Source organism: Sphingobium sp. BYY-5, from assembly GCF_022758885.1.
Lineage (GTDB): Bacteria > Pseudomonadota > Alphaproteobacteria > Sphingomonadales > Sphingomonadaceae > Sphingobium.
This window is the reverse complement of the sequence record NZ_JALEBH010000001.1, coordinates 2,610,243-2,623,809: the sequence shown is the minus strand read 5'-3', so window position 1 is coordinate 2,623,809 and position 13,567 is coordinate 2,610,243. Positions and strand designations below refer to the sequence as shown.

Genomic DNA, 13,567 nt, shown 5'->3' with positions numbered 1-13,567 from the left:
GTTGGCGTCAATCAGCCAATGTGCCCATTTCCACCGGCAAGCCCACCGCGTCAAGCTGCGGCCGCACCAGTTTCGCATCGCCCACCACGACCCAGATCAGCCGGTCGGGATTGATCGCCTCGCGCGCTGCCTTGTCCAGGTCAGCCGCGGTCATGGCGCGGTAGGTCTTGGGCAGCGTCTCATAATAATCGTCGGGCCGGCCGATCAGATTATTGCGCATCATCGCCGTCAGCAGGTCGGACGAGGTTTCGAAGCTGCCGGGCAGCGACAGTATCTGGCTGTTGATAGTCTGGTTGCGCTCCGCCTCGGTCGTGCCCTTGCTGGTCAGGAACTCGCTGATGTCCTTGCGCGCGGCGATGATCGATTCGCCGGTCTTGTCGGTCTGCACCGGGGCATAGACCAGCAGCGGGATCGTCTCCTTGACGCCGGGCAGCGCGGTGCCGGCATAATAGGCCCAGCCCTTCGTCTCGCGCAGGTCCATGATGAGGCGCGAGGAACTGCTGCCGCCCAGCACTTCATTCGCGGTCGACAGCGTCACCGGATTGTCGGTCCCCGCCTTGTTGGTCAGCAGCCCGGCCAGGATCATCGACTGCGGGCTTTGCGGCTTGTCGACCAGCACGATGCGCGCAGGACGCATCATCCGATCCATGCGGAAGAGCTTGGCCCCCTTCGCCGCAGCGGGCGCCTGCCAGTCGCCGAACCGCTTTTCCAGCAGCGGCAGCAAATCGGCCAGCGTCGTGTCGCCCGCGACGAAGATGGTCGCATTGTCCGGCCGCAGCCACTTGTCATGAAACGTGATAAGGTCGGCGCGCGTCACCGCCTTGACGCCCGCTTCGGTGCCCGACCCGGTGAAGGGGATGCCATAGGGATGCATCTGGCCATAAAGGAGCGGCGGCAGCATCCGCTGGGCGATCGCCATCGGTTCGGTCTTTTCCGCCGCGATGCGGGTCAGCACCTGCCCGCGCAGCCGCTCCACCTCGGCCGGGGCGAAGGCGGGGTTGCGGATCACGTCAGCCAGCAGGCCCAGCGAGGCGTCGAGATTGGGCTTGAGCGCGAACAGGCCGACATTGGTGCGATCCATGCTGTTGCCCGCGCTGATCGATGCGCCCAGCCGCTCCTGCTCCTCGGCGATCTGCACCGACGACCGGGTCGTCGTGCCTTCATCCAGCAGCGCTGTGGTCAGGCCCGCCGTGCCCAGCTTCGCCTTGTCGTCGGCGGCGTTGCCCGCATCGAAGGCGACCGAGACGCGCACGGTCGGCACCGCCGTCCGGCGCGCGAAGACGACCGGAATGCCGTTCTTCAGCGTGGCATGTTCGATAGCCGGAAAGACCAGATCCTTGACCGGCTCGATCGGCGGTTCGGCGATCTTGGTCGGCGCGGGCGGGGTCGCAGCGGCGGGCGCGGCTGCATCGGGATTGCGGAAATAGGCAGGCTTGTGGGTTGCATTACCGGCCAGCGCATTGTCGGCCGCCGTCCGCTCGCCCGGCGCGACGGTCAGGCGCAGCACCGGCCGGCCCAGCCATTTGCGGGCGACCGCCGCCACCGTCTGCGGCGTCGCGGCGGCATAGACGGCCAGATCCTTCTTATATTTGCCCGGATCGTCGGAATAGACCGCGCCCTCGGCCAGCGTCACCGCCTTGCCCGAAAAACCGCCGACCTTCTCCAGCCCCGAAATCGTGCCCGACGCCTGCTGCGTCGCGGCGCGCAGCACCTCATCGGCGGTCGGTCCCTTGGCGAGGTAATCGGCCAGCAACTGGTCCAGCCGCTTGCCCACCGCCACCGGGTCTGCCCCCGGCTTCACATCGACGGTGATCTCCGCGAAGCTCAGTTTCTCGAAAGGCTGGATGCTGGCCTTGACCCCGACCGCCACCTTCTCGTCGCGCACCAGCGCATTGTCGAGGCGGGAGGAACCAAGACCGCCGAACACGGTCATGGCAAGGTCAAGTTGCGGCAGGTCGGCCGAATTGACACCCGGCACCACCCAGTTGCGATAGAGGCGGGTCGCCGCGACATTGTCGTGCATCGCCACCTCGGCATCCTTGGCCAGGGTCGGCACGGTCGCGTCCACATCCTTGGGCGCGGGGCCGGCGGGGATATTGCCGAACCACTTGCCCACCTTCGCCCTGGCCGTGACGACGTCGATATCCCCGGCCAGCACCAGCACGGCATTGTTGGGGCCATAATGGGTCTTGAACCAGTTCTGGACGTCGGCCAGGCTTGCGGCGTTCAGGTCCGCCATCGAACCGATGGTCGAATGATGATAGGGATGCCCCTCCGGCAGCAAAGCGGCAAGCTGCGCATATTCGACCAGGCCATAGGGCTCATTCTCGCCCATGCGCTTTTCATTCTGGACAACGCTGCGCTGGGCGTCGAGCTTGGTCTGCGTCACCGCGCCCAGCAGATGGCCCATACGGTCGGATTCCAGGAACAGCGCCCGGTCGAGCGCACCGGTCGGCACCGTCTCGAAATAATTGGTGCGATCGAACCAGGTCGTGCCGTTCCAGTCGGTCGCGCCGATATCCTCCAGCCGCCCGAAGAAAGGCCCATCGGCATTTTCCGAGCCATAGAACATCAGATGTTCGAACAGATGGGCAAAGCCGGTCTTGCCCGCCGGCTCATAGCGCGACCCGACATGATACCAGACCGACACCGCCACCACCGGCGCCTTGCGGTCGGTGTGGACGATGACGCGCAGGCCGTTGGGCAGCCGGAACTCCTCATAGGGAATATCTACCTTCGACACGAGGCTGGAAAGCGGCGCAGGCGCCGCGCTCTGCGTGGCGGACCCGGTCTGGGCCATCGCCTGGGTCATCGGCGTCAGGGCAAGCGCGGACAGGCCGATCAGCAGGGGCAGCCGGCGCGACAAAGGGGAAAGGATCATGAAAGGCCTCTGGCAAGAGCTACGGACCGTGCGGCCAAGGATATGCGCCGCGATGACCCGCACCATAGCGGGGCGTGGTAGAGGCGCAATATACAAGAGCGTTCGGCGGCAAATGCCATCGCCATGCTGGACAAGGCGAAAGGCGGGCGGCAAGTCTGTCGCCATAGATAATATTCCGAAAGTCCTTCCATCCATGAAACGCCTGGCCTTGCTGGCTGCCGCTACCGCCCTCGCCCTTCCCGCCGCCCTGTCCGCCCAATCTTCGTCGGGAAGGGCGACATCAACCGATCCCGCCTTCTCGCCCGCCGCCGTGCGCGCGCATGTCGAATTTCTGGCCGACGATCTGCTCAAGGGCCGCGATACGGGAAGCGAAGGGCATGAGATCGCCGCCCGCTACGTCGCCAGCCAGTTCGACGGGCTGGGCCTCAAGCCCGCAGGCGATGATGGAAGCTGGCTGCAACGCATCACCTTCCAGAAGACCGAGCGGGCGCAGACGCCCGCCACGCTGACCGTGACCGGCCCCAGCGGCGCGACGCGCTTCACCCATGCCGGCGACGTGCTGGTCGGGCTGAACGCCGCCGAGCCGCATCTGGACGTCACGGCGCCGCTCGTCTTCGTCGGCTATGGCCTGGAAAATGCGCCGCTGGGCCTCAACGACTATGCGGGGCTGGACGTCAAAGGGAAGATTGTCGTCACCCTGCGCGGCTATCCCAAGGGGCTGCCGAGCGAGGAAGGCGCGCATCTCTCCGCCACCAAGGCGATGATCGCGCAGGCGCATGGCGCGATCGGCATGGTCTCGGTCGGCACGATCCAGTCGATGAAAGCGCGGCCATGGGCGCGCATGGTGCAGTTTGCCGACGAACCCGATTTCACCTGGGTCTCACCGCAGGGCGTGCCTTTCGACGAAGCGCCGGGCATCCGCGCATCGGCTTCGCTCAATGATCCGGCGGTCGACGCAGTATTCGCCGCTGCGCCCACGACCATCGCCGCGATCCGCAGGACCGCCGACAAGGTAGGCGGCAAGCCCAAGGGGTTCGCACTCAAGACCAGCGTACAGATCAAGGCGGACAGCATCAGCCAGCGCGTCACCAGCCCCAATGTCGTCGCCATCCTGCCGGGCAGCGATTCGGCGCTGAAGGACCAATATGTCGTCCTGTCCGCCCATCTCGACCATATCGGGGTCAGCCCCGCGAAACCGGGTGATCCGGTAGACAAGGATCGCATCAATAACGGCGCGCTCGACAATGCAGCGGGCGTCGCGACCATGCTGGAAGTCGCGCGCGCCATGGCGCAATCGCCAGACAAGCCGCGCCGCTCGATCATCTTCCTCGCCTCGACCGGCGAGGAAAAAGGGTTGCTGGGCGCCGATTATTTCGCGCGCCATCCAAGCGTTCCGGTCAACCAGATCGTCGGCAATGTCGATCTCGACATGCCGCTGCTGCTCTACCCCTTCACCGACCTCATCGCCTTTGGCGCGGACCATTCGACGCTGGGGCCGATCGTCGCCAAGGCCGTCGCGCCGATGGGCGTGAAGCTCTCCCCCGACCCGATGCCGCAGGAGACGATCTTCGTCCGCTCCGATCATTATATGTTCGTGAAGCAGGGCGTGCCCGCCGTCTTTCTCGCCACCGGCTACGCCAATGGCGGCGAAAAAGCCTGGGGCGATTTCCTGGGCGGCGCCTATCATCATCCGGGCGACGACATGAGCCAGAAGATCGACTGGAATGCAGGCGCGCGCTTTGCCGAAGCCAATTACCGCATCACCCGCGCCATGGCCGATAGCGATACGTTGCCCCAATGGTTCGCGCAGGACTTCTTCGGCGACCTGTTCGCACCGCAAGCCGCCAAGGCAAGACGATAAGGATTTTTCGAGGCCAGGCCTTGTGTGACTTTTTGGCAACATTACATCGCTGGCAATCCATTTCCATGAGGACCGCATGAACCTCGAAAAATTCACCGACCGCGCCAAGGGCTTCCTCCAGTCGGCGCAAACAGTGGCGATCCGCATGAGCCATCAACGGATCGGCCCGGAACATCTGTTGAAGGCGCTGCTGGAGGACCAGCAGGGCATGGCGTCCGGCCTCATCAAAGCGGCGGGCGGCGACGCGGCGACCGCGCTGCGCGACACCGACGCAGCGCTGGCCAAGGTGCCGTCCGTCTCCGGCAGCGGCGCGCAGCAGACGCCGGGCCTCGACAATGACGCCGTGCGGGTTCTCGACAGCGCAGAGCAGGTCGCAGCCAAGGCCGGCGACAGCTTCGTCACGGTCGAACGGCTGCTGCTGGCGCTGACCCTCGCCACCACCACGACGGCGGGCAAGGCGCTCGCGGCGGCGGGCGTGAAGGCCGAAGCGCTCAACGCCGCGATCAATGCCCTGCGCGGTGGCCGCACCGCCGACACGGCGGGCGCCGAGGATCGCTATGACGCGCTCAAGAAATTCGCCCGTGACCTGACCGAAGCAGCCAGGGCGGGCAAACTGGACCCGGTGATCGGCCGGGACGAGGAAATCCGCCGAACCATCCAGATTCTCGCCCGCCGGACCAAGAACAACCCCGTCCTGATCGGCGACCCCGGCGTCGGCAAGACCGCCATCGCGGAAGGCCTGGCGCTGCGCATCGCCAATGGCGACGTGCCCGATACGCTCAAGGACCGCACGTTGATGGCGCTCGACATGGGCAGCCTGATCGCAGGCGCCAAATATCGCGGCGAGTTCGAGGAACGGCTGAAAGGCGTGCTGGACGAAGTAAAAGCCGCCGAGGGGCAGGTCGTGCTGTTCATCGATGAGATGCACACGCTGATCGGCGCGGGCAAATCCGAAGGCGCGATGGATGCCGGCAACCTGCTGAAACCCGCTCTCGCGCGCGGCGAACTTCATTGCATCGGCGCGACCACGCTCGACGAATATCGCAAATATGTGGAGAAAGACCCCGCGCTCCAGCGGCGGTTCCAGCCCGTTTTCGTGGGCGAGCCGACTGTGGAAGACACCATCTCCATCCTGCGCGGCCTGAAGGAGAAGTACGAGCTGCACCATGGCGTGCGGATCACCGACGGCGCGATCGTGTCGGCGGCGACGCTCGGCAACCGCTACATCACCGACCGCTTCCTGCCCGACAAGGCCATCGACCTGATGGACGAGGCCGCGTCCCGCCTGCGCATGGAGGTGGAGTCCAAGCCCGAAGAGATCGAAAATCTCGATCGCCGCATCATCCAGCTCAAGATCGAGCGGGAAGCGCTGAAGAAGGAAACGGACAAGGCGTCGGCGGATCGTCTGGCCGCGCTGGAGGAAGACCTCGCCAATCTGGAGCAGCAATCGGCCGAACTCACCCAGCGCTGGCAGGCGGAAAAGGACAAGATCGCCGGTGAGGCGAAGGTCAAGGAACAGCTCGACGCCGCGCGACTGGAACTGGAACAGGCCCAGCGCGCGGGCGACCTCGCCAAGGCGGGCGAGCTGGCTTACGGCCGCATCCCCGATCTGGAACGCAAGCTGGCCGAGGCGCAGAATGTGACTCAGGGCGCCATGCTGCGTGAGGAAGTGACGAGCGAGGATATCGCCTCCGTCGTGTCGCGCTGGACCGGCATCCCCGTCGACCGGATGCTGGAGGGCGAGCGCGAAAAGCTGCTCAATATGGAAGCGGAACTGGGCAAGCGCGTCATTGGCCAGGCCGACGCGGTCAAGGCCGTCTCGACCGCCGTGCGCCGCAGCCGTGCCGGACTACAGGACCCGAACCGGCCGCTCGGCAGCTTCCTCTTCCTTGGCCCCACCGGCGTCGGCAAGACCGAACTGACCAAGGCGCTGGCCGGCTTCCTGTTCGATGACGACAGCGCGATGGTCCGCATCGACATGAGCGAGTTCATGGAAAAGCACAGCGTCGCCCGCCTGATCGGCGCCCCTCCGGGCTATGTCGGCTATGAGGAAGGCGGCGTGCTGACCGAAGCCGTCCGCCGCCGCCCTTATCAGGTCATCCTGTTCGACGAGGTCGAGAAGGCGCATGGCGACGTGTTCAACATCCTGCTCCAGGTGCTGGACGACGGCCGCCTGACCGACGGACAGGGCCGCACGGTGGACTTCACCAACACCATCATCGTGCTGACGTCGAACCTGGGCAGCCAGTTTCTGACGAGCCTTACCGACGACGAGCCGGTCGAGAAGGTCGAGGATCAGGTGATGGACATCGTCCGCGCGCATTTCCGGCCCGAATTCCTGAACCGCCTGGACGAAGTGATCCTGTTCCACCGCCTGGGCGCCGCCCATATGGCGCCCATCGTGGATATCCAGGTCGCCCGGATCGGCAAGCTGCTCAAGGACCGCAAGATCGTGCTCGACCTGACCAGCGGCGCAAGGGCGTGGCTGGGCCGCGTCGGCTATGACCCCGTCTATGGCGCGCGACCGCTCAAGCGCGCAGTGCAACGCTACCTGCAAGACCCGCTCGCCGACCTGATCCTGCGCGGCGAAGTACCCGATGGATCGACGGTGAAGGTCGAGGATGGGGATGGGGCGCTGAAACTGAGCGTCATATAAGCAAAAGGCCCGTCGCATGAACGATGGGCCTTTTGCTAATCGGCCATCCCAGCAATGTCGTTCCGATTGCCGACGGGTGGCTGCGCATCAATTGTTAGGATTCATCCCTACGCGGCTGCGGGTAATCAGGTCATCGGCGTCGCGATTTTGCTGCTCGCTGATAGCGCGCCATTCCGCATTAGTTTTGCAGATTCGTTCCTTGCGCACCAGCGATCCGGTAACCTCAAGCCGCTTGCAGCGCACGGCATTGGGATCATTCCGAGCCACCTGGGGCTTGTCTTCTGCCAGTGCAGGCATGGCCATGATAAACAGACATGACGCGGTTACTGCTTTTAAAACATGCACTTAAAATCTCCCTGAGAGGCAATGGAAAAGATCTTTCGCTTGTGAGGCGCAATTCGCTCTCCTGCCGTCGGTCAGATGCTCACCTGGATATCTTTCGTCTTGCTGGCATCGGCCGTTGCATAGAATTGCTTCAATAATTTCTGCTCTTCAAGTGACAAATGTGGATTCCAGACATCGAAAATCAGCACCACACGCAAATGATCGCTATCATTCCAGGCTTCGTGATCTATTGTGTCATCGAAGGCGAAGGCGATACCTTCTTGCCAAGCCCTTGTTTCGCCGCCGACACGGAAGAGGCAGCCGGGCGGAACTATGAGCGGCAAATGGATGATGGCGCGGGTATTAGTGACGCCGGTATGAGCCGGGATTCGGCTTCGAGGCTTGAGCAGCGAGAAGAAGGCCGAAGGGGCGCGGCCGGGAATATCGGCGCGAGGCAGCGCTTCGAGCGCCGCCACTGTCTGCGGACAGGCAGCACAAACTGTCTCGTTGCGCACGCCATATTCCCACAAAAAGGCGGCACTCCAATCAAGTGATCCGTCCAGAGCCGTCCACTGGTTCTCAGGAGTCCCTGCGTCCTGTTGCACGTAGGGACGAACGTTAGCGCCGTCCCGCTCTATCAATGCCAGGAACTCTGCGCGGATTGCATCGCTCTGCGCTTCCAATTCTGCCATCCAGGAGAAATGCTGCCGGTCGAAAAATTCATCGGCCGGAAGAAACGGATAGTGCAACCCGGAACAGTGATTCTGATAGATGGAGCGACGGCCGAACTCATGGTCGAGACAGGCCTGGAAACGCCGCCGAGCAACAGTGTCAGCTACATTCAATCCTTCTGCCACGCCCGCCTCGATAAAGGCAGCAAAATGGGCATTATGATCGCGAACGAACTGGCGCGCTTCCTCCAGCGTGCTAGCTAACGCAGGCGGAATATCGGTCAGGCCCGCTGTCAGTGCCAGCACTTTGCCCCAACTATCAGCCGCCGCCTGCGCTTCCCCCTGCTTCTGTTGCAACTGGGCCATGCGAACCTGCGCCATCAAGTTACGCTGATCGATCGCAATCGCCTGAATCAACGCGCTGCGCTCTCCTTCGACGTCAACCAATCCGCGCTCTGCCGACGCAACGTTCATCCACAACGCGGCTTCCTTCGGATCAACCTGCACCGCCGCCAGAAAATGACTATGCGCCGCCGCGAAGTCGCGTCGATCAAGAGCGATCAGACCAAGCAGGTTGAGCGCCTGCGGCTCACCCGGTTGATGTTTGAGCGCATCCCCCAGCATTCGTTCAGCCTCGGCGATACGGCCTTGACGCCGCGCCTCCACCGCCTGTTGCAACAACCGCCCAACCGTCACATCCATAAAGCCCCCCAGCTTTGATCCGTCAGGCTATCAGACGCATTAGCCATGGCAAGTGGGTGAAATCTTGTCACCTTGTGCGAATATGGCGACCATGCGAAGGCTGATGGTCATGAGCGCCCCTTCCCTCCATAACGCCATGACCAATGCCGAATGGCTCGCCCATCGCTACGATCCTGGCCATGATGCTTTCCACATGCTGCACGTTCCACGCAAACGGCATGCGGAGATTCCGTTCCTGATCGACGAGTATCTAGGGCAGGAACAACCTATGGTCCTGCGTCGCGCTGATGCCATGGCACAGGCCGCCGCGCCAGGACCGATCCATTTCCTCTTTCATTCGGCCTATTGTTGTTCGACCCTGCTGGCGGCCGCTTTCGATCAAACCGGCATCGCCATGGGCCTCAAGGAACCCGTACTGCTCAACGACCTGATCGGCTGGCGCCATCGAGGCGCCAAGGGGGCAGACGTGGCGCGGGTGCTGGACGAGGGGATGCGCTTGCTCGCCCGCCCATTCAACCCCGGCGAAACCACAGTGGTCAAACCTTCCAACATCGTCAATCCGCTGATCCCCGGTATCATGGGCCTGCGACCACAAGCACGAGCCTTGCTGCTACACGCCCCATTAGACATGTATCTCGCCTCAATCGCGCGCAAGGGCATGTGGGGACGACTCTGGGTCCGCGATCTGTTCCAGAAGCTGATGCGAGAGGGGATGCTTGCGCCTGTCGGTATCGCACCGGATCAATATCTGGACTTAACCGATATCCAGGTTGCTGCGGTTGGCTGGCTGGCACAACAAGGGCAGTTTCTCATGCTTACCCAGCGGTTGGGCGATCGGGTGGCAACACTCGACAGCGAGACTTTGGTCGCGCGGCCGAAGGATAGCCTCACCGCACTGGCAGGATTGTTCAGCCTGTCCATGGACGAAGCAATGATCGATGAGATCGTCACTGGCCCAGTCTTCGCGCGCGATGCCAAAAGCGGCGTCGAATTTGTCGATGGCCAACGCACTCGTCAGGCGCAGCGCGATCTCGAAACCTATGGGGAAGAGGTCGAGAAGGTCATGCATTGGGCCAGCATCATCGCCACTAATGCCGCCATTCCCATGACGTTGCCGCGCCCACTTCTGGGCTGAATTTCAAATCCCTTCTGCTCCCTCCCCGATAACACATAAAAAAGGGGCCGGTGTTTCCACCAGCCCCTTTCTTTTTGTCTAAACGCGATTGCTGATCAGAAGCGGAACTTCGCGGACACCGCATAGCGACGGCCGAGCGCGTCGTATGTCGACGGATAGACATTACCGCTATTGAAGGCGGTTGCACCAATCGTGTTACCAACAACCTTGGGCTTGTTGTCCAGCAGGTTCTGCACGGTGAGCGTGAAGGTAAGCTCATCCGACGCATGGAAGCGCGTGGTCAGGTCGAAATAATGTTCAGCCGGAATATGGTTGAAATCAACCTGCTTGCCGTTGAGTTCACCAACGAAAGCATCACCGTCCTCATACTTCATACCGTCGATATAGCGCCACAGCAGCGACACATCAGCCACGCCGAAGGACAAGGTGTTACGGACCGACCACTGGAACTCCGGCTGCAGCGAACCACTATAGCCGCAATTGACCGAATAGAGGCCGACACATTCGCGGTTAACAGAAGTCGGCGTCGCCTGGAACTTCGAAGAATGGGTCCAGTTACCAGTCGCGGCCAGCGACCACTGGGCGAAACCGATGTCCTTCGAATAGTTCAGCGAAACATCGATACCATCCGTCTGCAGTCGACCGAGGTTCGACAGTGGCTGGTACAAGCCCCCCACAACCGCGGCTTCACCAAAGAGTGAACCAGTCGATGGGTCACGCCGGATATTCGTACAAGCCGGATCCGTCGCACTGGCCGCAGTGACATTGCCAAAACAGCCATTGATCACGTCATCCGGCGTCGGGTTGGTGATCGCTCCGGTGATCTTGATGTTGTAATAATCGACAGTAATCGACAGGCCACGGGCGAAAGTCGGCTGCAACACAACGCCAATGGTATAGCTGTTCGACTTTTCTGGCTTCAGAGCGAGATTGCCGCCCGTAGTGGTGTTCACCTGGCCAGCCGGATCGTTGATGATCGAACCTAGCTGAGCAGCCGTTGCCCCCTGCGCGATGCAGATTGCCGCAAGATTGGCATTCTGGGTCGGAGCGATACCCGCGCACGGATCGGCCGACAAGTTGGTCAGCACGGTGTTGAGGGGCGAGAAGAGTTCCGAAATATTAGGCGCACGAACAGCGTGCGCGTAGTTACCGCGAATCTTGATCCCATCGACCGGAGTCCAGCTACCGCCCGCCTTCCACGTGGTGGTTTTGTAGCCCGATCCCCCACGGACGCTGTAGTCGGAGTAGCGGATGCCCGCCTCCGCGGTCAGATCCTGGAAGAATGGCTTGTCCTGCACCAGCGGCAGAATCAGTTCGCCATATGCTTCGTAGACGTCATAGGCGCCATCAACATTCGGCGATGCGCCGCCAGCGCCGCCGAGATCACCCGACTGGGACAGCAGATCGGATTCGCGCGTGGCGGTATATTTGCGATATTCACCACCGATTGCGAAAGCGACTGCATCAGATGCCCAAGGAGCCGCTATGCCAATATCGCCACTGACCGTGCCTTTAACCTGTGCCAACGAGGTCTTGGTCGTGACCTGGCTATTGGCATTCAGGAACGCATTCTGGGCCGCCGTAATCGAACCGTCGGGGCCGAACAGATTGAGCGGAACACAACCATTCGAATCATCAAGGCAGCTAGTGGTATTGGTTGCCAGCAGAGCCTGGCGCACGCGCGAATTCAGCCAGTAGCCCTTTTGGGTCTGTACCTGCTCGCTCTGACCATAAGCACCCGAAATATCCCAGTCGATCGTATCAGTGATACCGCCGCGCGCACCGATCCTGTAATCGAAGAAGGTGGTGGTGAAGTCCGAGATACGTGGACCAAGTTCCGTGGCACGACGGCTCACCGTCGTGGAGACGGTCTTATAGTTGGGGTCATTAGGATTGGTTGCAAGCGCGGCCGCGTCGCATTCCGCCTGGCTAAAGCGAGCTGTGTAGCCCGCACCGGGATTCGTGTCGAAGGCGCAGAAAGCGTTACGCTGCGCCGCCGACAGATAGGGATTACTCAACGGAACATTGACCGAAATGCCAAACACGCCCGACGGTGCGATGATGGTGCTGACGGTGTTCTTCGAGAACACGCCCCGGGTGTAGACTTCCACTGCGTCACTAACTTCGTAACGGCCCGCGCCATACATGTTGAAGCGCTCAAACGGCGTCTGGAAGATGTTGTAAGGGTTGAAATTATATGCATCGAACGCGGACGTCGGACGGAAAGCTCCTCCTGCGGCAGTCACCTGGCGGTTGCCCTGGACTGCGTTACAAGCCACCTGTCCCGTCGCGCCGCAACCGGTGGTGATCGAGTCAGCGCCAGTCACGTTCACATTGGTGAAACGAGACGGCGTCGAGGTGCCCGAACCACCGCTGGCACCGGTGAAGGAGTCAATCGAGGCACTCGAAAAGGAACGATCGCCCTGATAGACTGGATCAGATTGCTGATAACCGACCGAGAAGACCACATTGCCGCGGCCATCGTCGAAATTCGCACCCAAGGTCAGGTCAGCACGGAAATAATTGCCGTCGCCCTGTTCGGTCAACTGGTTGGAAATGTTCCCTTCCAGGCCAGCAAAATCCGATTTGGTGATAAAGTTCACTACGCCCGCGATCGCGTCAGCACCATAGGTGGTGGAAGCGCCACCGGTCAGCACGTCGACACGTTCGATCAACGCCAACGGGATGTTATTGAGGTCGAACTCACCACGAAGGGTTGAAGGAGCAAGACGCGAACCATCGACAAGCACAATGTTGCGAAACGAACCCAAACCACGAAGGTCCGTCAACGAAAAGCCGCCATTGCCGTTGTTAACGGCAGAACCGATGCTGGGGACAACGCCTGGGATTTCACGCAGAATGTCTTCGGCGGTGTTGTTCTGCTTCAACTGAATCTGGTCGGATGTGGTCGCAGTAACCGGGGTCGAACGCTCAAGGTTCGGGTTGCGGATCAGCGAACCCGTGACGATGATGGTATCGCCTTCAGCAGGAGCGTTCGCCGCCTGCGGCTCTTGCGCGAACGCAGCCGTCGCGATCAGCGACGCGCTCAGGATCGCCGGAGCGGCGCTGGCACGCAGAAGTGCCCTTTTCGAAAATGTTTTCACAGTCCAGTCCCTTGCTCTGGAGTTTGGCAGATGATCTGCCACTAACTTGTCACCTATGAAGGGAATGGTGCCCGACAGCGATCCCCCCCATATGGATTGCCGGAAACTGCGCGGGGTTCAGGGCGCTGTAAAGCGGGGGAAAAGCACAAAGGCCGCTTTTGGAAGATGCTGTATCATAAATACAACAAGGGTCGGAGACGGCTGTTTTACGATCGTGTTGCAAGATTATTTCA

7 protein-coding genes are annotated in these 13,567 nt (G+C 61.7%); 3 read left to right on the top strand and 4 right to left on the bottom strand.

Features of this window, described 5'->3' with window-relative positions; all coding sequences use genetic code 11:
* Positions 1 to 7 precede the first annotated feature (7 nt).
* A complete protein-coding gene (locus MOK15_RS12595) occupies positions 8 to 2,881 on the bottom strand; it encodes a pitrilysin family protein (protein ID WP_242931927.1) in 2,874 nt (957 codons plus the stop codon).
* A 193-nt stretch (positions 2,882 to 3,074) separates the two neighbouring features.
* Here MOK15_RS12595 and MOK15_RS12590 point away from each other — a divergent pair, with 193 nt between their 5' ends.
* Both MOK15_RS12590 and clpB read left to right on the top strand, forming a co-directional pair.
* Entirely contained in the window at positions 3,075 to 4,742 is a 1,668-nt protein-coding gene (locus tag MOK15_RS12590) for a M28 family metallopeptidase (protein ID WP_242931926.1), read from the top strand.
* Positions 4,743 to 4,818: 76 nt separating this feature from the next.
* Positions 4,819 to 7,398: an ATP-dependent chaperone ClpB gene (clpB, locus tag MOK15_RS12585; RefSeq protein ID WP_242931925.1), complete on the top strand. Its 2,580-nt coding sequence runs from the start codon at positions 4,819 to 4,821 to the stop codon at positions 7,396 to 7,398.
* Between the two features lie 87 nt (positions 7,399 to 7,485).
* Here clpB and MOK15_RS12580 read toward each other — a convergent pair whose 3' ends face one another.
* Both MOK15_RS12580 and MOK15_RS12575 read right to left on the bottom strand, forming a co-directional pair.
* On the bottom strand, positions 7,486 to 7,701 hold the full coding sequence (locus tag MOK15_RS12580) for a hypothetical protein (RefSeq protein WP_242932741.1): 216 nt from the start codon (positions 7,699 to 7,701) through the stop codon (positions 7,486 to 7,488).
* Between the two features lie 113 nt (positions 7,702 to 7,814).
* Complete coding sequence (locus tag MOK15_RS12575; protein ID WP_242931924.1) at positions 7,815 to 9,095, bottom strand: aspartyl/asparaginyl beta-hydroxylase domain-containing protein; 1,281 nt, start codon at positions 9,093 to 9,095, stop codon at positions 7,815 to 7,817.
* Between the two features lie 109 nt (positions 9,096 to 9,204).
* Between MOK15_RS12575 and MOK15_RS12570 the strand changes: the two genes are divergently transcribed.
* Positions 9,205 to 10,230 (top strand): hypothetical protein, encoded by a 1,026-nt coding sequence (locus MOK15_RS12570; RefSeq protein ID WP_347567195.1) that lies wholly within the window; start codon positions 9,205 to 9,207, stop codon positions 10,228 to 10,230.
* 95 nt (positions 10,231 to 10,325) lie between these two features.
* Here MOK15_RS12570 and MOK15_RS12565 read toward each other — a convergent pair whose 3' ends face one another.
* Entirely contained in the window at positions 10,326 to 13,334 is a 3,009-nt protein-coding gene (locus MOK15_RS12565; RefSeq protein WP_242931923.1) for a TonB-dependent receptor, read from the bottom strand.
* Between the last annotated feature and the right edge of the window lie 233 nt (positions 13,335 to 13,567).